Source organism: Ruegeria sp. ABV3_008 (assembly GCF_056161185.1).
Map to the genome: position 1 here is coordinate 1 of NZ_JBSWYP010000017.1, position 19979 is coordinate 19979.

General features: G+C 52.8%; 16 protein-coding genes and 1 pseudogene. 8 read left to right on the top strand and 9 right to left on the bottom strand.

Annotated features, from left to right (window positions below):
• Positions 1–469: PA14 domain-containing protein (locus ACXAH8_RS21070; protein WP_475220510.1), on the bottom strand; the 469-nt coding region annotated here is incomplete at its 3' end.
• A 389-nt stretch (positions 470–858) separates the two neighbouring features.
• Between ACXAH8_RS21070 and ACXAH8_RS21075 the strand changes: the two genes are divergently transcribed.
• From ACXAH8_RS21075 to ACXAH8_RS21085, 3 genes are all read left to right on the top strand, one after another.
• Complete coding sequence (locus ACXAH8_RS21075; protein ID WP_475220511.1) at positions 859–1899, top strand: glycosyltransferase family 2 protein; 1041 nt, start codon at positions 859–861, stop codon at positions 1897–1899.
• 101 nt (positions 1900–2000) lie between these two features.
• Positions 2001–3209, top strand: coding sequence for a glycosyltransferase family 4 protein (locus ACXAH8_RS21080; RefSeq protein WP_475220512.1), 1209 nt, complete (start codon positions 2001–2003; stop codon positions 3207–3209).
• On the top strand, positions 3206–4201 hold the full coding sequence (locus tag ACXAH8_RS21085) for a polysaccharide deacetylase family protein (protein WP_475220513.1): 996 nt from the start codon (positions 3206–3208) through the stop codon (positions 4199–4201). Before ACXAH8_RS21080 ends, ACXAH8_RS21085 begins: the two co-directional genes overlap by 4 nt.
• Before the next feature lie 10 nt (positions 4202–4211).
• Here ACXAH8_RS21085 and ACXAH8_RS21090 read toward each other — a convergent pair whose 3' ends face one another.
• The 3 genes from ACXAH8_RS21090 to ACXAH8_RS21100 are packed head-to-tail and all read right to left on the bottom strand — an operon-like array spanning position 4212 to position 7715.
• Positions 4212–5036: a CpsD/CapB family tyrosine-protein kinase gene (locus ACXAH8_RS21090; protein ID WP_475220514.1), complete on the bottom strand. Its 825-nt coding sequence runs from the start codon at positions 5034–5036 to the stop codon at positions 4212–4214.
• A gap of 13 nt (positions 5037–5049) precedes the next feature.
• Positions 5050–6609, bottom strand: coding sequence for a GumC family protein (locus ACXAH8_RS21095; protein ID WP_475220515.1), 1560 nt, complete (start codon positions 6607–6609; stop codon positions 5050–5052).
• On the bottom strand, positions 6606–7715 hold the full coding sequence (locus ACXAH8_RS21100; protein ID WP_475220516.1) for an ExeA family protein: 1110 nt from the start codon (positions 7713–7715) through the stop codon (positions 6606–6608). Before ACXAH8_RS21100 ends, ACXAH8_RS21095 begins: the two co-directional genes overlap by 4 nt.
• A gap of 798 nt (positions 7716–8513) precedes the next feature.
• Here ACXAH8_RS21100 and ACXAH8_RS21105 point away from each other — a divergent pair.
• Together ACXAH8_RS21105 and ACXAH8_RS21110 are read left to right on the top strand one after the other, a co-directional pair.
• Positions 8514–9206: a sugar transferase gene (locus ACXAH8_RS21105; protein WP_475220517.1), complete on the top strand. Its 693-nt coding sequence runs from the start codon at positions 8514–8516 to the stop codon at positions 9204–9206.
• Between the two features lie 110 nt (positions 9207–9316).
• On the top strand, positions 9317–11761 hold the full coding sequence (locus ACXAH8_RS21110) for a tetratricopeptide repeat protein (protein ID WP_475220518.1): 2445 nt from the start codon (positions 9317–9319) through the stop codon (positions 11759–11761).
• An 11-nt stretch (positions 11762–11772) separates the two neighbouring features.
• Here ACXAH8_RS21110 and ACXAH8_RS21115 read toward each other — a convergent pair whose 3' ends face one another.
• Positions 11773–11982, bottom strand: coding sequence for a hypothetical protein (locus ACXAH8_RS21115; protein ID WP_475220519.1), 210 nt, complete (start codon positions 11980–11982; stop codon positions 11773–11775).
• A 313-nt stretch (positions 11983–12295) separates the two neighbouring features.
• On the opposite strand from ACXAH8_RS21115, the gene ACXAH8_RS21120 reads away from it, so the two are divergent.
• Together ACXAH8_RS21120 and ACXAH8_RS21125 are read left to right on the top strand one after the other, a co-directional pair.
• Positions 12296–12901, top strand: coding sequence for a polysaccharide biosynthesis/export family protein (locus tag ACXAH8_RS21120; protein WP_475220520.1), 606 nt, complete (start codon positions 12296–12298; stop codon positions 12899–12901).
• Positions 12902–12922: 21 nt separating this feature from the next.
• The gene (locus ACXAH8_RS21125) at positions 12923–14335 is read left to right on the top strand and encodes a hypothetical protein (protein WP_475220521.1); all 1413 of its coding nucleotides are present in this window, start codon (positions 12923–12925) and stop codon (positions 14333–14335) included.
• A gap of 198 nt (positions 14336–14533) precedes the next feature.
• On the opposite strand, the gene ACXAH8_RS21130 is transcribed toward ACXAH8_RS21125, so the two are convergent.
• The 3 genes and pseudogenes from ACXAH8_RS21130 to ACXAH8_RS21140 form a co-directional block, all read right to left on the bottom strand.
• Positions 14534–15334 carry a hypothetical protein gene (locus ACXAH8_RS21130; protein WP_475220522.1) on the bottom strand — a complete coding sequence of 267 codons (801 nt, stop codon included), beginning with the start codon at positions 15332–15334 and terminating at the stop codon, positions 14534–14536.
• A gap of 206 nt (positions 15335–15540) precedes the next feature.
• Entirely contained in the window at positions 15541–16443 is a 903-nt protein-coding gene (locus tag ACXAH8_RS21135; RefSeq protein ID WP_475220523.1) for a glycosyltransferase family 8 protein, read from the bottom strand.
• Positions 16444–16737: 294 nt separating this feature from the next.
• Positions 16738–17335: pseudogene (locus tag ACXAH8_RS21140) on the bottom strand (transposase); the annotation flags it as partial.
• A 192-nt stretch (positions 17336–17527) separates the two neighbouring features.
• Between ACXAH8_RS21140 and ACXAH8_RS21145 the strand changes: the two are divergent.
• Entirely contained in the window at positions 17528–18583 is a 1056-nt protein-coding gene (locus ACXAH8_RS21145) for a tyrosine-type recombinase/integrase (RefSeq protein WP_475220524.1), read from the top strand.
• Positions 18584–18824: 241 nt separating this feature from the next.
• On the opposite strand, the gene ACXAH8_RS21150 is transcribed toward ACXAH8_RS21145, so the two are convergent.
• Complete coding sequence (locus tag ACXAH8_RS21150; RefSeq protein WP_475220525.1) at positions 18825–19850, bottom strand: ParB/RepB/Spo0J family partition protein; 1026 nt, start codon at positions 19848–19850, stop codon at positions 18825–18827.
• Positions 19851–19979 lie beyond the last annotated feature (129 nt).

Sequence of the window (19979 nt, forward strand, 5' to 3'; positions counted from 1 at the left end):
CGTGGCCATCATCCGTGGTGCCATGGCTGAACGCATCGCCCGAGATGACTTCGCGCTGGCCGTTGCTGTCAGGGCCTTCCCATTCCAGTTGTAAAGTTGAGTCCCAACCGCGCTCGAAATACCGGATTTCGATCTCATGCGCGCCTGCAGACAGATCCAGCGTAACGCGCTGTTCCCGGGCTGCATGCAGACCGTCATTGTCGATGACGGGCTGGCCGTCAATATAAAGCGCCGAGCCATCATCCGAAGTCAGAAACAGCGTATAGGTGCCAGCCTTAGTGACATTCAGGTTGCCCGTGTAGCGGGCGGCAAAGTCATCGGACGGACCGCCCTCCCACAACGAGCCATTGCTGCGATAGGTGTCCAATTCCGACACCATGCCGGTCATGTTAGGATCAGTGAAAAAGTCGATTTCACTCAGGCTAGACACCCCAGATGTCAGCGCGAAGTATTCTGCGTAAAGACTCATGATACTGCCCGTTCTCCACTAATCCCGCGGTTATGCGGTTATTGTTTCTCGTTGACGGCCTCAGCGAGACTTAGTTGCGGCAAAATTATGTCTTGGCGGAAAACCGCCAAGCTCAAGGTCAAGCGCGACAGGCGCTTTTTTCACCGTAATTTCAGACTTCATTGAGTTGTGCAGTAGCTTGAAGGCCACTGTTTGTGAGTTGAGTGTTTAGTCCGCCATCAATTGATGAATTGTTCGAAACACAGACACAATTCAATCGAAAGGGCTTAAGATATACTTAAATAGGCAAAAAATGGCGAGAGCCCGGTACGCCGTAAGCGAAAAACTGTCTAAGGCGGCACCGTTGGCAAGGTTGAAACAACCCGAAAGCAATTTGTGGCTCATTCTTCTTGTTGCTTGGCATAATTATGCTGGTTTGTATGGTTGTGATTTTATCGAAAGGGAGCGCGATGATTCACAAACCATCTATCGGCGTTGTGGTCATTGGCCGGAATGAAGGAGAGCGCCTAGGGCAATGTTTGCGCTCTATTCCGGCACATATTGAAAGAGTTGTTTATGTTGATTCCGGCTCTACGGATAATAGCACAGCATTGGCAACTGGAGCTGGTGCCACTGTAGTTGAGCTGTATATGTCTGTTCCCTTTACAGCGGCCCGAGCGCGCAACACGGGTTTTCAAGCCCTGTGTGAAAGCGGTGATCCGACATTGGTTCAATTCATCGACGGGGATTGTGAGTTTGATCCAGACTGGTTCAATACAGCAGAAGCGTTTCTGCGTGATCACCCAAAGGCGGCTATCGTTTGTGGACGCCGGCGTGAACGATTTCCCGATGCAACCGCCTACAATCGCCTTTGCGATTGGGAATGGAACACACCGGTTGGCCTGGCCAAAGCCTGTGGTGGTGACGCCATGATGCGGGCAGACGTGTTCAAGACGGTCGACGGTTTCCGCGACACAATGATTGCAGGGGAAGAACCAGAACTCTGTGTGCGTATTCGGGCTCGAGGCTGGGAAGTCTGGCGACTGGATGCTGAAATGACCCTGCACGATGCGGCCATGACACGGTTCAGCCAATGGTGGAAACGCGCCCGACGCAGCGGGCATGCCTTTGCTGAAGGGGCCGCCCTGCATGGGGGGCCACCGGAACGACACAGTGTATCTGCGGTGCAGCGTATTTTGAAATGGGGGCTATTTGTACCAATAGCTATCTTGCTACTGGCCGCAACTGTCACCCCCTGGGCTTTGTTGCTCGCTGTCATTTATCCACTACAGATTTCACGTCTAGCCCTGCGAGAGGGGGCCGGACAAAGACCCAGCTGGGAGCGCGGCTTTTTCCTGACATTGGGAAACTTTGCCGAGGCTCAAGGCATCTTGGAATACTACTGGCGACGTTACAGAGGTGGTGAGATCAAAATCATCGAATACAAGTAGGCTGGTGCTAGGCGGAACAACTCAGATTTTACCCCTGAATCTTAAAAGAGCCCGCAGGATCAGATACAGAAGACCTCAAATCATATAAAGAATCCCATTCAATGCGCATTGCCTATTTGACAAACCAATATCCCAAGGTCAGCCACACCTTCATCCGGCGCGAGATTCTGGAAATGGAGCGGCAAGGTGTCGAAGTTGAGCGATTTGCCTTTCGCGGTTGGGATGCGGAAGTCGTCGACCCTCAGGACAAAACCGAGCAGTCCAAAACGCGGTATACATTAAATGCCGGAATGCTTTCGCTTCTGAAAGAGCTCGCCAGACAAGCCACCGCGACCCCGGGTCCGTTTTGGCGGGCGTTCAAGGCAGCGTTGTCCCTGTCGCGCAACTCCATGCGCCCCTGGCCCTATCATCTGATCTATCTCGCTCATGCCTGCCGGATTCGACGCTGGTTAGAGGAGACGCCAGTTTCGCACCTGCATGCCCATTTTGGCACTAACTCTGCTGAAGTTGCGTTGCTGCTGCGCCTGCTGGGCGGGCCGGAATACAGCTTTACCATCCACGGTATGGATGAGGCGGATAACGCCCCGAAGCTGGGCTTTGACCTCAAAGTGCGTGACGCGCGTTTCGTGGCTACCATAAGCGCCTATACCCGCAGCCAGCTTATGCGTCATGTCCCTCCGGATTTATGGGACAAGCTCAAGGTTATCCATTGCGGGCTGGAACCATCTGCCTTTGAGGACTGCAGTCCTGCTGACCCAGCATCTGCGCCTACTTTCCTGTGTATTGGGCGCCTGAGCCCCGAAAAGGGGCATCTGATCCTGCTGCCTGCTTTCCGGGAAGTTCTTAGCCAATATCCCAATGCTCAACTGGTGCTGGCAGGTGACGGAGATATGCGTCCTCAGATCGAAGACGAGATAAAGGTATTGGGTCTGTCGCAAGCCGTGCGGATCACTGGTTGGATAAGTTCGGAACAGGTTATCCAGGAACTCCGCGCGTGCCATGCGCTGGTGCAACCCAGTTTTATCGAAGGCCTGCCGGTGGTCATCATGGAGGCCATGGCACAAGCTCGCCCGGTCATCTCAACTTATATTGCAGGCATTCCTGAACTGGTTCAGGACGGCGTGACTGGCCGTTTGGTGCCGGCCGGAGACAGAGAAGCACTGGCGGAAGCCATGTGCGATATACTCGCAACCCCGCCTGACGCGCGTGCAGATATGGGAGAGCTGGGGCGCGAACGCACGCGCGCGCGTCACAGCATTGAAAGCGAGGTGGCCAAATTGCGCGATCTGTGCTTCAGGGCGGCGGAATGAAGCAGCTGATCCGGAAAACAGCATTATCCGTTTTGGGGTCGGCCCCTGTCTATCAGGTCTTGCAGCGCAGAGCCCTGCGTGACAATCCGATCACCATCTTATGCTATCATACCCTCGGGACCGATCATGAGCCCATGGATGCCTGGACCGTGCTGCGCACGGATGATTTTCGTCAGCACATCCGGTTTCTGCGGTCCCACTACGACATTGTCAGCCTTGATCAGGCTCTGGCCGGACCAGGGAACGCTCAGCGACCACAGGTGGTTCTGACCTTTGATGACGGGGATATTGGTCTGCATACCCATCTGCTGCCCATCCTGCGCGCTGAAACATTGCCCGTCACGATCTACATCGCCACAGCCCAGATTGAGCACCAACAGCCCTATTGGTTCGACCGGGTGATGAATGCGCTGCAAAATCCATCTGGCTGTGAAATCGACCTGCGTGGCGCAGGCCTTGGCCTATACACCGTACCTGCCAGCACCGGCACACCAAAAGACCCCGCGCGCTGGCAGGCCATCTCCGACATTCTCGAACATCTTAAAACAGTGCCTCCCGGGGTGCGCGAAGACCTGAGTGCGGACATTCTACGTCAAGTCGGAGAATTCACAGCCGTCACGACCCCCCTTCACCCACTCACGCTGGATCAACTCAAGGAACTTGCCGCCAACCCAAACGTCACCATCGGTGCCCATAGTCATTGCCATAACCTTCTGGATCAGATCCCGATCGCGGAGGCTTTGGACAGCATCACCCACTCCCGCCAGTTGCTGCGTGACTGGACCGGGCAGGGTGTCTGCCACTTTGCCTATCCTAACGGCAATCATAACAAGGCTGTGGAAGAGGCCGTCACCAAGGCGGGGTTTTTATCAGCGACAGTGCTCGATAATCACCTCACACCCCGCGGTACATATCCCTACACATTGTCCCGGCTGGCCATTGGTCGATATGATAGGGCTGCCCGCCTGAAGTTACGCCTGGTGAAGCAATGATAATGCCGGATCAATACCCGTAACTGTCGGCTTTATCGAGATAGCGGCATTTGTTCAGAGTGATCCCCAGAAGGTTGGTGCGCCCGGCAATCTCACGTTCACACTTTTCCAACTCGTCCGATGTGGTGCTTTCGGCCGCAGCTACCAGAAGCACGCAATCCACCTGATCAAAGAACGCATAGGCGTCATCGCAGGCCAGCATGGGTGGCGTGTCAAAGATCATCAAATCTGGCTGATAGCGTTCTTCAAGCTGGTCAATCACCCAACCGGTTTCACGTTCTTGCAGCAATTCCGCCGAGCGCGGCACAGGGGCGTGATTGGGAGCAACGATCAGCCGGTTATCATAACACACCATATGGTCTTCGGCGGGCGCTTTCCGTTTAAGTACGTCGGCAAAGTTGCAAGGCTGAGGGATGTTCAAAACCTTGGCAATGGCCGGGCGGCGCATATCGAGATCAACCAGCATAGTTCTGAGATCGCGCCGACGGGCCATACTGAAAGCCAGATTGAGGCTCAGGGTAGTCTTGCCGCAACTTGCTCCCGGAGAGGTAATGGCCACCCGGCGCCATTTGTTCGTTTTCATCTGATGCTGAAGGCGTGTGCGCAGCGTATCAAAAGGGGCTGCGTCATGCGTAACCTGATCGACAATGATACGGACCTTTGCCAATGCCCGGTTGTTGATCTTCAGTTCCGGTAGATTCCTCCAGAGTGTTGAAATATCAGGTTTAGCATCCACCGCTTTGACCAGATCATCCTTGCGCGGTGCAGATGGGGCCTCTGCCTGATCCTGCCTGCTCGCCCGGGCTTTCTGAATGGCCGATTGAATACGTTCCATAGTGTCGTTTCCCTTAGCTGAGGCCGAGCCTACGCAGCATGGCCTCAAGCCCCAGCCGGTCGGAGATTTGTTCGACCAACAAGTCAATCGGCGTGTAATAAGTATGTAGCAGGTAGATTCCAATCCCCACAACAAGAACGGGCAACATGACGGCAAGCGCAACGAAGGCACGTTTAGCTACGGCCTGACCCGGTGTCTGCATGTAAGGAATGGTGCCAAAGGCTGGTACGTTCAATCGGCGTTCCAGCTCCACCGGTCGACGGATTGTACTATTGAGAATCTCCAGAAGCGCAAAAACCCCAACAGCCAGAGCGACCCCACCTGCAATGCCAGCAGCAGCAATCAGTTTTCGGTTCGGGTCTGCGGGTTCGGTAGGGACGACAGCCTGTTCGGTCACCGTAATACGCTGGCCGCGTGACTGGGCTTCGATCTGGTCACCTGTGCGCGCCTCGGCAAGGGCCGCAGTAGCCTGAGTATATTGGAGCTGCAGGTTTTCATAGTCACGCTCAAGCGTTCCCAGCGCGATGGCGTTCGTCGGTGTTGCATCGATCGAGCGATTCAAAAGCTCTAACTCACGGTTGATGACGATTTTCTCTTCTTCAATAAAACGGATTTGCCCGTCGATATCTGAAATCTGCAATTCGAATGTAGTGATATTAGGAGCCGTTTCGGTTCCTAGCCCCAGCTGGATATTGGCAGCCTCCAATGCAGCAATCTGACCTTCAAGAGACTTGATGCGCGGATTTTCCGGCGAGTAAATTACCAGAGCCGAAGCTAATTCATCCTGAAGCTGCCTGAGGCGGCGTTGCTCCGGAGTCAGGCTTTCTCCTAAAATATCCGCACGGCCGGTGCGTTCAAAAATCTCGACCAGACGCGCCCTTCTGTCCTGCAGCCCAGAGAGTTCCCTATCTAACTGCAAAATACGTTCCTGCAGAGATGCTTGACGATTGCGGCGATATTCGAGGCTGTCGGGAAGAGCATCTTTGTTTGCCTCTTGGAATTCCAGAACCTTAGCACCTTGTTCACTGAGCTCTGCATCCAGTCGCGCGACCTCCTGAACGAAAAAATTCAATGTCTGGCTTGTGACGCTGGTGCGCAAAGCCACATTTTGCTGCAATATCTGTGTGACCAACTCATTCGTCACCTGTGCTGACATCTCGCCAGTAGGGGCGTCAAAGGAAACAGTCACAAAGGATGCGCGATTGCCGAAACCATGCAGCGGCAAATCAATATTGATACGCTCTCGCATGTCATTGACGATATCATCCGGGGTCATATCTGGCTGATCGGCGTACACGTTGAAGCGCCGCGCCAGGTCCAGAAGGTTGGCGCGCGTCAGCATTTGCCGCTGAATGACTTCCAGAATTTCGACGATACCTGCCTGAACGGTGGACGAGGCTAACTCACCAGGAATTTGGGGAGACTCTACCACCAGTGTGGCTTCTGCCCGGTAAACAGACGGCATCGTGAAAGCGATCAGCACACCTGCAACTGCGCAGATAATGACAATAAAGATCAGATAATGCAGCCGCCGCAGAAAAAGCGCCAGATAGAAGCGGAACTCATTCATCATAGTGTTAAATCACTCTCGTTTCCAGGCAGGCTGGCTGCAAAAAATGCCCCATCATCCAAAACTCTCTGAACAGTGATACGTGTGACATTTCTGTGCCCTCGGGTAAATGCATATACCATGGCAAGATCACAAAGCTGATTGACGAGGCGTGGAATACCTCCGGTCATTTCATGGACAAGTTTGGTCGCGCTTGGGCTGAACAGGTTGCGCTCAGCGCCGGCTACCTCTAGTCGATGCCCGACATATTTGCGCAAGGTGGAGGCATCCATCGCGTCGAGATGAAAACTAGACGCCACCCGTTGTGCAAATTGGCGCAATTCTGGCCTGCGGACGATGTCACGAAGCTCTGGTTGCCCGACTAGAACCAACTGCAGCAGTTCGTCCTTATTGGAGTTGATATTGGTAAACATCCGCAACTCCTCGAGGGCATCTGCACTTAGGTTCTGAGCCTCGTCAAAAATCAAAATGACCCTGTGGCCCCTAGCATATTCCTCAATCAGATAGGTCTGAAACGTCGCGAAAAGGTCTACATAGCTGGCTTGCGGTTCTACCGGCTGATCTAGTGCCATCAAAACCCAACGCAGCAACTCTCCGCGATCCCCATGGGCGTTAGAAATCAAGCCTATCTTCACATCATTGCCGACGGACTTCAGAAGATGCTGCAACAACGTGGTTTTCCCCGCCCCAACCTCGCCGGTGATCAGGGTGATCGGTGCGCGAGTCAGAATGCCATATTCCAACATGGTGTAGGCCTTCTGGTGCGGTGTCGACCAATACAGAAAGTCCGGATCCGGTAAGAGCGAAAAGGGCCGCTCTTTCAGGTTGAAATGCTTGGTATAGAGATCAAGAGAGCTTGCCGCCGCCGGACGGCTGAATTGTTCTGTGGGCATATGGTTGGTCAATGAATTCGTCTGATCTGTCGAAGCATCTGCATTTTCGGGAGATGCTGCAGGCTGATTGAACGTAGAGGACGAGATCTGTGCATCTTGCAGAGCCCGTGGCGAAGATGGTTTTTCAGCAGCAGTCTCAACTTCCTGATCCTGTCGCCAGCGGCGTCTTAGAAACAATAGCTTTCCAGTCGCCTTGGAGGATGGATTCTGAGACATTGGTCTATCCTCCTTGCCAGGCGCGCTCCAATTCTGATCCTGACGGTATAATTTAGCCATTGAGAGACTCTTCAATATATATGCAGCTTTAGTACATGGTAGGCCCGCGTTGCCAGCCTGTAGGCAAGCTCGGCTCAACAATTCATCGAATGTACAACAACTTTAAAGTGGCTCACCTTAGTCAGCCATGGGTTTTGGCCGGAATTTGTTGAACGGCTCAAGCAAGCTTGCGGCAGTAGAGCTTAGTCGTATCGGCGCAAAATAGATAGATATGTGACATTTTCTGAGATCATTTGTTTTATCTTCAATATTTTACATGAAACTTAACCCAACACTGGATGGACTGTCGGCTTGGGGCACCCGGCAGGTTGAGCATCATGACGGCGAAGTTTATTCATTTCGCTCCGCTTGGGGACTATCCGCAAACACCATCTAATAAGACAGCTCAATTCGTTTGTGCGCAGCTAGGAAACAATCAGGAATCGTGCTCTATACCCCTGCCTCTCACTTTGTCTCCATTCTTGCATCAAAGACGAACTGAAAACAGTAAAAGACGCAAAATCGAAACATTCCACGCGCGCGGAACTTACGAAGATTGGAATTCTCTGAAATTTTTGAATTTTAAGCACTGACTGTTTGTGGACCTGAGTTTAAATGTGTTAAGATTGTGGCGTGGCAGAGCTTCTGTCACGATTGGGGCCTAGTTTATTTTTGGTGACCTCAGGTAGATGCGAGTGCTGTTAAGCGCGTTGTAACGAGTTATGAACCCATCGTGGTTTTTGTGTTTGAGAGTTAAAAGTGACAGTTCAATATACTGATATTCCAAGAAAATCACAACCTGTTAGTATGCAGGTCGATCATGGAGTATACCGCTTTCAGCAGGTAAGCGTTTACTCAAGTTTCTTTAAACGTACCCTTGATATAGCGCTGGTTCTGCTGGCTTTGCCGATCGTGCTGCCGACTCTGTTGCTTTTGGCACTGCTTGTTGCACGGGATGGAAACAATCCATTCTACGGTCAAACGCGCATTGGTCGCGGCGGCAAGGAATTCACCATGTGGAAGCTGCGCAGCATGGTCCCCAATGCGCATGTTTTATTAGCAGATCACCTGGCGCGAGATCCAGCCGCCAAGCGGGAATGGGACGAGTCCCAGAAGCTCAAGAACGATCCGCGTATTACAAAGATCGGTCAGTTGATGCGCAAAGCATCATTGGATGAGTTGCCGCAGCTCTGGAATGTTCTGACAGGTGAGATGAGCCTTGTTGGCCCGCGCCCAATGATGCCGGAACAGAAAAATCTCTATCCGGGTGAGGCTTACTATTCTATGCGTCCAGGACTGACTGGTCTGTGGCAGGTATCTCAGCGCAATGCCAGCAGCTTTGCCAGCCGGGCCGATTTTGACACTTCGTACGCTGGGCAGCTGTCTTTGCGCACTGATCTGGGCATTATTTTCGCGACAGTTGGTGTTGTGCTGCGTGGGACCGGATATTAGTCCATCCCATCTCTCGGGTGCGTTGAAACTGCGCCCCGGGTAACCGCACGGCTGGTATTTCCCATTAAAGACCATAGGATATCCTCGGGGTTATCCAAACAGGGAATTTAATGTTGCGCCGCCTCTCCTTGACCTTTGCTTTACCCGTCCTGTGCCTCACTCTTTTTCTAGCCGGATGTGAAGACTCAAAAGAACGCGCCGAACGTCACTACCAGGCGGCTCTTGCATTGCTGGAAGACGGCGACAAAGAGCGTGCCTTGGTTGAACTCCGCAACGTGTTGAAATTCGACGGAGAGCACCAGAACGGACGGCTTGTTTATGCCCGCACACTTGTTGAAGGGGGGCAACTGCAGGAGGCAATCAGCCAGTATTTGCGTTTGGCCGAACAAGACCCCGATTTACTGGAAGCGCAGATCGAACTGACCCGGCTAACGCTTGAATTCGACGCATGGGAAGAAGCCGAACGCCATGGGCGCGCAGCTCAGGAGCTGGCACCGGGGGATCGGGATGTGATCTTTCTGAATGCGATCCTTGACTATCGGGCGGCTTTGCTCGGCGGTGACACACAAGCAGCTGCAGAAGCCGCTGAAGTGGCCCGGGTTCGCTCAGATGAAGAACCTGATAATCCGCTGGCATGGCGTCTGTTGATCAATCACGGAATGACCCGTGGCGAATTGGATCGAGCTTTGAGCGATGTTGATACTGCTCTCGATCATTTGCCGAAATCTTACGATTTCTATCTGTTCAAGCTACAAATTCTGAACCAGCGCGCTGACCTGAAGGGCCTGGAAAATACCCTGAAGACAGCCCTGACCCAATTCCCTCGCGACCAGCAAATGCGTGCCTCCCTGTTATCCTTGTATATGGATCAGGACAATCTGGAAGCCGCTGAGGCATTTCTGCGTGAACAAGCCACCATGCCCGAATCCAGTACGGATGAAAAACTCCAGGTCGTGGAGTTTTTACGCCGTAACAAAGGGAATGACAGCGCCAAGGAAGAATTGGACCAACTGATTGCTGACCATCCAGAAGAACGGGTTTTCCAAGCCACCCGGGCTGCGCTTGACTATGAGATCGGAGAAACCGAGGCGGCGATTGGTAAAATGCGCGCCCTTCTGGACGGGGCCGACCCTTCGGAAGAGACATCAAGTCTCAAAGTTATGCTGGCGCGGATGTTGGTCAGCAGCGGGGACATCGCGGCGGCAAAAACTCAGGTTGAAGGAGCTCTATCGGACACGCCAGGGCATGTTGGTGCATTGAAGATGCGAGCATCTTGGCAAATTGAGGACGACCAGCCGGAAGATGCAATCCTGACATTGCGCACGGCACAAGCCGGGGCGCCAAGAGATCCTGATCTCATGACTTTGATGGGCCAGGCGCATGAACGGGCTGGGGCGTTTGAGCTGGCGGGCGAGCGTTACGCTCTGGCGGTTGAGACATCAGGGCAGGCGCCGACCGAAACATTACGCTATGTGAATTATCTGCTTGAGCATGGCAGAGCGGACACCGCCGAAGCCGCTCTGGATGATGCGCTGCGTGTTTCGCCCACTCATATCCCCCTGATTGCGCGCATGGCCGATGTACAGATTCAGAAACAGAACTGGGATCAGGTGACGCGACTGATCTGGCGCCTGAGGTCGATTGATACACCGACATCGATCGCTGAAGGCGATCGTATTCAAGCAACGCTTTTGCTTAGACAGCGGCGTACCGAAGACGCGATTGCCTTTCTGGAAGACCTGTCCGAGGCCAATGATGCCAACAACGTGGCCCTGGTCGGCTTGATTACGACGCTGGTGCGTGAAAACAAGTTGGATGCAGCACGCACCTTGTTGGATAAAAGGCTGTTGGAGGATCCAAACAACCCCGAGCTGCGGTTTATTCAGGCCGGTCTGTACGAAGCAGACAACAACCTGCCCGCAGCAGAGAGCATTTACCGCGATCTTTTGACTGCCGCCCCGGCAGCCCCTGGCCCCTTGCGTCGGATTGTCAGAATATTGATTCTAGAAGATCGACCGGACAAAATTGCTGAGATCATTGAAGCCGCTGTTGCGTCTGCCCCCGAGGCCTCAATCCCACAGATGTTGTTGGCAGAGCATCAACAGAGGGTCGGTGACATCAATGGTGCCATTGACACCTATCAGGCGCTTTATGAACTCGACAGTCGCAACCTGATTGTCGTGAACAATCTCGCCAGTCTTATCACGACGCACCGTACGGACGAAGAAAGCCTGTCTCGTGCCTACACGATTGCCCGGCGATTGCGCAGTTCAGATATCCCGGCGTTTCAGGATACCTACGGCTGGATTGCTTTCCGTCGTGGCAATCACGCCGAAGCCCTACCCTATCTGGAACGGGCCGCCGCTGGCCTGCCCGAGGATGCAATTGTGCAATACCATCTGGGCGAAGCTTATCTGGCCCTCGGGCGCGCAGAAGACGCTCGCACGGCGCTTACACAAGCAATGAAACTAGCTGACCAGCAGGATTTTCCGCAACTGGAGCGACTGCAGGAGATTTTAGTGATAGTGCAGGATGAACAGGCATCGGACCATTAAGGCACAAGGCATTAAGAGTGCTGGGAAATTACCGTCGATTGCACCGCGGTATCCTCAGCTGCCCCCCGCATGAGCAGAAACGTGACGCCACCCAGAACCCACAAACCTCCAGTTCCCAAATAAATGGCCAGCCCTACCCACAGCGATAGTCCCGACAAAAGAGCGGTTACGGCAAAACCAAGGCCGATCAATACACCGGAAAACATCATGCCTATCGCCATCATACGCTCCCAACCTAGTAGAACTGCGTAAATACCCTCGGCCTCAATTATGAATAAAAGAATAAAATGTGGCCAAATTAAGCCTGGGCTGAGGACAATAATCCGATGTGAACCCGACAAATGCTGTCAGACGACCATTTTCACAAGAAAAAACACCCCAACTCTAAGAAAGCATAGCGTTTTGAACGGAATCCCGGCAAAATAGGCCGGCTAGGGTGAGCTTCATTCGTTGTCTGTTCCGAGGAAGCTAAAACCTGCGAACACTGCTGAGGGGATACTCTCTAAACGGGGTAAAAACGGAAGAGATTTTACGATGAAACCTATTTTGGCGCTACTCGTTGCACTTGTTGTCGGACTTGTTGGCACAGCTCCGGCAGACGCGCAGAGCGATTACCGCATTCGTTCTGGCGATACTTTGCAGATTGAAGTTTTGGAAGATGCGGGGCTCAATCGTTCGGTCCTAGTGCGTCCGGATGGTCGTATCAATGTGCCACTGGCTGGAACAATCGTTGCGCGCGGTCGGAGCGTCGAGCAGGTCACAAATGACCTGACACAACGTTTAGCACCCAATTTCGCCTCGTCCCCCAACGTCTTTGTATCCTTAGCAGCCCTCAATGTACCGGTTGCGCCGCTCCCGCCAACGACGATCGATGTATATGTCATCGGCGAAGCTGGATCGCCCGGCAGGCACGCTCCTGTGCGTGGTACAACACTTTTGCAATTCTTCGGCGAGATGGGTGGATTTTCTAGATTCGCTGCCACAAAACGGATAATGCTACGTCGTACAGACAGCGCAGGTAAGGAAACTGTTTACCAGTTTGACTATGATGCGATGTTGGACGGCACAGGAACAGGGGGATCGACGAGGCTGGTCGACGGTGATGTAATTGTAATCCCGCAACGGCGCTTGTTCGAATAACCCCTTAAAAGGGGCAGGGCAGTGAAACTAAAGCTTGGTTTGCAAACAGCGCTGTGTGGTGCTGTTTGTATGTCGGTAAATACAGGCAACCGTGCAATCGCTCAGGGCGTTGAGTTGGATCCCGGCGGGCCGCAAATGACACTCGGCATCGCCCAGCGTTTTGAAACAGGTCGCAACTTAACGCTTGATGTTCCCGAGCAGGGCAATGGATCAATTGCTTCGACAATCCTATCCTTTGGGCTATCGAGTGAAACTCCCATACAGAGCCTGAGCTTGGATGCTGTTACCGCTTTGCGGTTTAGCGATCTGCCAGATCGAGGCAGCGACGTTGATATCGGTGACTCCATCTTTGACTTTGGTTACATTCGAGACGGAGCCAACGCTGGTCTCGACCTTGGCCTCGACTTTTCAAGCTATGATATAGGTCTTTTTCGGTCACTTAATGACTTCATAGATGAAGACGGTGTAGTCGATTTACCCTCTGATTTCGATGATTTAACGGGCGACGGGACTCGCAGAGAGTTACTCTTTTCCTTCCAAATGGACTTTGGGCGTCAGGATTTGGTCAACTATTATTTCCGCATAGACACGCAGAATCTTGACTACGTAGATCAGACAAGTCCGGATCTATTCGATACTGATGTAATTAGCGGCGGTGCGGGCATTGGCTTTATTCTGTCGCCGGTCACAACTGCCACGATTGATATCAGCGCAGAGCGATACGAAGAAGATAACCCGGATCAGACTGACCGGAAAACCAAAGATATTGTTTTTGGGTTGTCTCAGGAAGTCACCGAACGGTTGCGGTTGGACTTCGCGTTAGGGTACGTGGATATCGATGAGCGAGAACTGATTTCCGGCGATGACTCTGCCTCTGGCCTCATCGGAGGATTTGGTGCCGAGTATGATATGCCTAATGGCGCAGTGTTTTTCGATGCTGAAAGCGAGTTGGCGCTGGCTGGGCGCCTTAATTCATTCCGTGTTGGCCGTAGTTTGGAAGTACTGGGCGCTGAGCTCTCGGCTAGCTTGGGCGTTGCACATACCGATGGCGGTAAAACAGAACCGATCGGGTCGTTGACATACTCCAATGAATTTGGAGAAAACGAGCTTCGAATTTTCTTCGACAGGGATGTTGTCATCACAGATGACGAGGTTTTCCGTGATGAATATATTCTTGACGTCGGCTATATCTGGGGCCTCGGTCCATCTTCACGTTTTGGACTCGGTGCAACGCAGATCTTGACCGATTCAACCGAAATCGATCCACGCGTTGATAGGACGGACCTGAACGCCGTATACAGCTACGAGCTAGAGTCTCAATGGGTTATAAATGCGGGCCTAAATTATAGTGTCCGTGATGAAGAGGGGCTTGGCCGAGCCACAAGTCCTTTGGCGTTTTTCCAGATTGGAAGGGAATTCGCCTGGAGGCCATAATCGGTCCATCTTCCTTGTCAATTATCATGCTTCTTTTTTGACACCCCTTTGCTGACTTATACGATAGCTTGTTGATTGTTGGACTTTTAGAAGACATCGCAGATATTATCACACAAGAACCATTTCTCCCAAGGCCCAATAAAAATTTAACAGGTGGCAATATAGATGATCAGCCAATTGGCAAAGCATCACTAGAAACTAACTTGCCGGCAAAAAAATCCGCTCGTAAATACTGGCCGTGCGGTGTTGATAGGAACGCCGCACTCCAAACTCTCCTTCAACTTGGCTCGCATATTCCTTAGCTATAGCGAGTTTGGCTTCACTGTCGGGAATGAGGGTAAAACACTCAAACTGAGGGCCAATAAGAGAATGCGCCAACCTTTCAAGCTGATAGATTTCATTCGCCCACTGATAAGGAATTTCTGCATAATAACCTATCGAAATATCAGTTGCCTCCAGGCGTTCACGAACGTGGTCCCTCACCCAAATATGTTCGCCATGGGCGGCACAGCCGAACGGGGTTTTTGAAAAACGTCGGGCCAACCGACTTAGAAAAGAAAGTTTCCCCCCTGCCCCAAGTGGCAAAAGAACAACCGATCTTTCAGAATTGATCTCACTTAAAAATTTCTGAACAATACCATCTGCGGCCACTTCTCCCAAACCATTCTCTTCAACATCACAATGCACAAAAGAAGTACGCAAGCGTCTCATCGCATTCTCATCTTCGCATCTGCGATGTTCATATTCATCAATGTCGCGCCGTTGGTCTGTTGCACGTGTAATCACTGTGAAAACGGTCCGGGATGGGAATTCAGTACGACTTAAGAAATCAGCCAATGAAAACACCGCGTCGTCGAGATGAGGGGAAACAATCTGGATAGATTTAATATCACGCCGACTCATCCATTCTTGCAGCCGCGCGCCTTCATCGATTACTGGAGTGGTGCGTCCGGAATGTGCTGGTTGCATGAAGGTTTCCTGGGGCTTGCGGTCTGCCACTGGTGCTAAGATAGTGGCTATCTTTTAACTTGGTTATGTAAAGCTATTGAATGGGTAGCAAGGCGCGCATTATGGGAACTGTTGAGTAACAAAAGAATACTGATCTTCGCCTGATTGTGATTCCATAACCTTGCGGCGCAGCGTAGCAATCGTGCGCACCCCGATTACCATTCACCATTACCTACTTTGAACATACTTGATGGAACTCAGCTGTATGACTTTAATCGCCTTCTTATTCTAATCCAGTTATGCTTTACGCATTGCTCCAAGTAAACCGAACTTGCCCATACCAGTGCCTTCGGGAACGAATTCCATCGGCTGCGCAGGTACGCCTTAAAAAATGTCAATTTGTGCCGTGAAGTATAATCTCTTTCCCACGGTTTAAATGTTGTGTAATGAACAATACCTCGCTCTGTTGCATTGGCCCCATAAGGCTGATTTATATGGTATACTTGCATGTTCCAACGATTTGGCAACGGCCCCCAATCCCCCGCTATAGCCACATTCAACGCATCCTGATCTGGAAAAGATAATTTCTGGCTATGTTCTTTTAAAAAACTCAGTGCTTTCTCACTTATTTTTCTCGATCTCCACTCAGGCAAATTTATTAATAAAACTCCGGAATTAAAATAGAGGGCATCATCCCGCACATTTACCTCAGGAAATCTGTCGGCAATGCTACTCTTAAAGGTGCTAGTTGGCCCATCGTTAACCGCCCAAACAGGTAGTCTATCTAGTGGGACCCGCCACAATTGAGAAATGTCATCGTTCACTACTACGTCGCTATCAATATAAAGTACTCTCTCCACATCCTCTGAGAATAATTGAGGGACCTGTAGCCGGATCATGGAAGATTTAGAATAAATTCCAACATTTAGCCCTTGATAATCATCAAGGTCAGCATCTCTCCAGTAAATTTCCGCTGAAGGGTGTGTTCGAGTAAGTATTTCTTTGGAACGAGTCTGGTTCTCCAGGGAGATACCTCCATCGAGGATATGCAATTCAACTGTGCAGTCGCGCGCCAAGTGGTGCAGCGCAGAATGCGCAGCCACGGTCATCGGCATTGCATAACGGTCATCAGCACCCATTAGTATTACTATTTTTTCCATGTAATCTCTTAAGTCTATTCGGCAACAGTCTAAGCTATCTGGTGGATACCATTGCTAAGTTAATGGACCCAGATCCAAACGTCTTCGTTGCGGCTGGGCAATTCTAAGACTCGTTTCGCAAACCCACAATGGCACATCGAGGCCAGCGGGGAAGTCTACACCCTCACAACAAAACCGCTCTAGCTTAACTCAAAATCAACTCTTGGGTGTATTGTTTTGTAACACAACCACCTTATCCTGTCATATTCGCCAACGCGGAAAAATCACGATTCTGAGATTCCCAGATCAAGCACCTCACCGCCCGGCACCCGCTTTGCTGCGGCAATGGAAATAGTTTGCGACATGTGTAGACGCCCCCGCTGGCCCATAGACTTCTCGTGAGCTCATCAAGGCCCAAACGATCCTCACCATCTTGTTTGCCAGGGCCACGCGAACCAGCTGCGGCGGCTTACGTTCGATCAGGGATCCGTTCCCGTTTTAGCTCGAGCACGCCGCACAACGACGCTGTTGGCGCCGATTATCAATAGTCGTCTGAGCGAACGTTCTTCCATCATTTTTGTCGCCCCGAGGCGCTGTTTAACCCCTGTTGAATGCTGCCTTGGAGCCAGGCGGCGAAATCCCGACCACAACGGAGCGGTTCCGGCGGCGAGGCGAGGGCCATTAGCGCAGATGCGATGAGCTGGCCAATTCTAGGCACCGTAATAAGGTGGTGCGCCATTAAGTTCGACTGCGCGCGGTGAGCGATCTCAACATCCAACTCTATGATCTGACATTCCAACTGGGTTAGCATGCCGATCAGTGTTTCAAGGTAATCCCGAGCCACATCCGGGATCGCGCCATCGCCAGAGTCCACCAAAGCAACCAGCTTAAGAATATTAGCGGCTCCCAGCGGTGCCTGTGGGGTCATCTACGCCTTAAGGACCGTTAATTCGATAAAGGTGCCAACTGTCTATCCTAATTGCGTGCAAAATTCAGTACTTTTGCATGTTACATTTGTTGTCTCACAAAAAAGTAATTACTCTTGATAAGTATCCCTTATCATGGTTATTTGAAATTTGCCGCGAAGCAGTGCAGAATGTGCCCCATGAAGCCCCCTGCGCCCTATCTCCCAGCCGTCTCCCCTGCCCTGTCTCAGGCGGATCAGGACGCCCTGACCGATCTTTATGTCCGCGGCACGCCCGCCAATACATTGCGGGCTTATGAGCGCGACCTGCTCTATGTGACCGCGTGGAAAACAGCGCGCTTTGGGACGGCGCTAGACTGGCCGGAAAGTGAGGCCACGGCGCTGGCGTTCATTCTCGATCACGCCCGTGATCTGAATGATGCACTAGAAACGGATGTGGCGCGCGAAACTGCAGAAGCGCTGACCGCTCAGGGGTTGCGCAAGTCCCTCACCTGCCCGGCCCCGTCAACGCTGGATCGGCGCATCGCCTCCTGGTTGGCGTTTCACCGGATGAAGAACCTCACCAGCCCATTTGACGCGCCTCAGGTGAAACAGGCCCGCGCCAAGGCGCGCCGCGCGGCCGCCCGGCCCATTGCCCCGAAGTCACAGCACCCGATCACCCGCGATATTCTCGAACAGCTGCTGGGCACCTGCCGGGTAAAGCGCCGGGATTGTCGCGACCGGGCGATTTTGATGCTGGGCTGGGCCAGTGGTGGGCGCCGGCGCTCCGAGATCACCGGGTTGATGTGCGAGGATGTCAGCCTCAAGGAGTTTGAAAAGACCGGCGTGGTCTGGATTTCCCTGCTGGAGACCAAGACCACAACTAAGGGCGAGACGCCCCGGCTGGTGCTCAAAAGCCGCGCGGCCCAGGCGCTAGTGCATTGGATCGAGGTGGGCGAGATCAAAGATGGCCCCCTCTTTCGCCCCGTCTCGAAAGCGGATCGAGTGTTGAAGCGCCGCCTCTCCCCGGATGCTATCTATCAGATCGTCAAACACCGGCTGAAACTGGCGGGTCTTCCGCAGGATTTTGCCTCGCCACACGGGTTGCGCTCGGGCTTCCTGACCCAGGCCGCACTCGACGGCGCCCCAATCCAGGCCGCCATGCGTCTCTCCCTGCACCGCTCCCTGGCTCAGGCGCAGAAATACTACGATGACGTCGATATCGCAGAGAATCCAGCTACAGATCTGTTGGGGTGAACGCGACGATAACCGCAAACCACATTCATTTGGAAAAGCTGCTACGATCTGAAATTGTCAAACTCGGCATTCTCGCTCCAGCGCGCCTCAGCCAGTTGGTGACGCACTCCATGATTTGTTTCGGATGCAGGAATGGAGAGTGTGTGTTTCAGCTTTCCCCTAAAGTAACACAACCACGATCCCTCTGAACCGGGAGCCAACTTTCCAGGCCTACATCGCAGGATGTTTCGCGTGCGAAACATCAGCCGGCCTGAGATTTCAGCCACAACTTCAGTCGATCTATGAATTTGGCATCTAGGTCAGGACCGCTCAACACCAGTTTCTGCCCTTGTTCCGTCTGCTGAACTCGGATGCCACCCACTATCTCATCTGGCTCTGCATCGTTCACCGAGACAGGTTTCCGAGGGAACTTATCACGCCCGTCTCTGGCAATCAGATCAGCGAGCACTCTTGCTTCGGCATCCGCATTTTTGGAGGGATTATTTCTCAAATTCTGGGCAATACGATCACCCAGCTTCAAATCTTCCTTAAGAGCTTTTGACAGCGCCAATCCCAACCGTTCGGGTATTGCCGCAGCAAATCGCAGGTCTGCATCAAGCGCGTGGTAGATTACAATAAAAGACCCAATTTTTGATCTTTTGGCACGGCTGGCGCTTGAGAATAACCCGCGCAGAGCCGAGGCCTCGTCTGGATAAACCCCCTGCTCGGCCGCACGCGCCGCAATACGGGCCCGCTCGTAGTAGCTGAGCCCAACACGGATCTCATTCTCCTCAACCATCGACAGATAAGCGTCTGAGGCGTTCTCGGGACGTCTGAGCAACGCCTGAACAGTCGCAAAACGCTCATCACCCGTTTCCGCATACAGCGCCTTCAGCGCGGTCAGGCGGCGCCAGCCAGAGATCAGGCCAAACCGATCCTCGGCCAGCTTAACCACCTCGATCGGGGTTTGCTGGCCGCGGGCGCGCAGGCTTTCCACCAGTGCCGACATTTCCTCCCCGTCCACCACGATCCGGTCGCGCACCAGATATGTTTCCTCGATGGCGGTCAGCGGTATTTGCTGTACCAACCGCCCTTCTGCGCGGGCTGTGCGTATCTCAGAGCTCAGGTCGTCCACGGCGGCCTGCAGTGCCGTGTCGCCAGCAACCTGCGCAATCGGCGGCGCAGAGAGCACTGGTGGGAACATGGATTTTGTTTCGAGTGTCGCACCCGCTGCCTCTTCAGGCAGATAGTCGGCACGGGCGGGGCTCAGCCGTTTACGTTTTGCCATGTCAAATCCTCCTCATCTGCCCGTGATAGCCTCTGTTCTGCTCCACCCCGTTACTGCAACGTACGGTGCACCGCGTGGTTTGCAGAGCCACAGAAAGCGTTTCGCGCGCGATACATCGCCGGGCAGGGG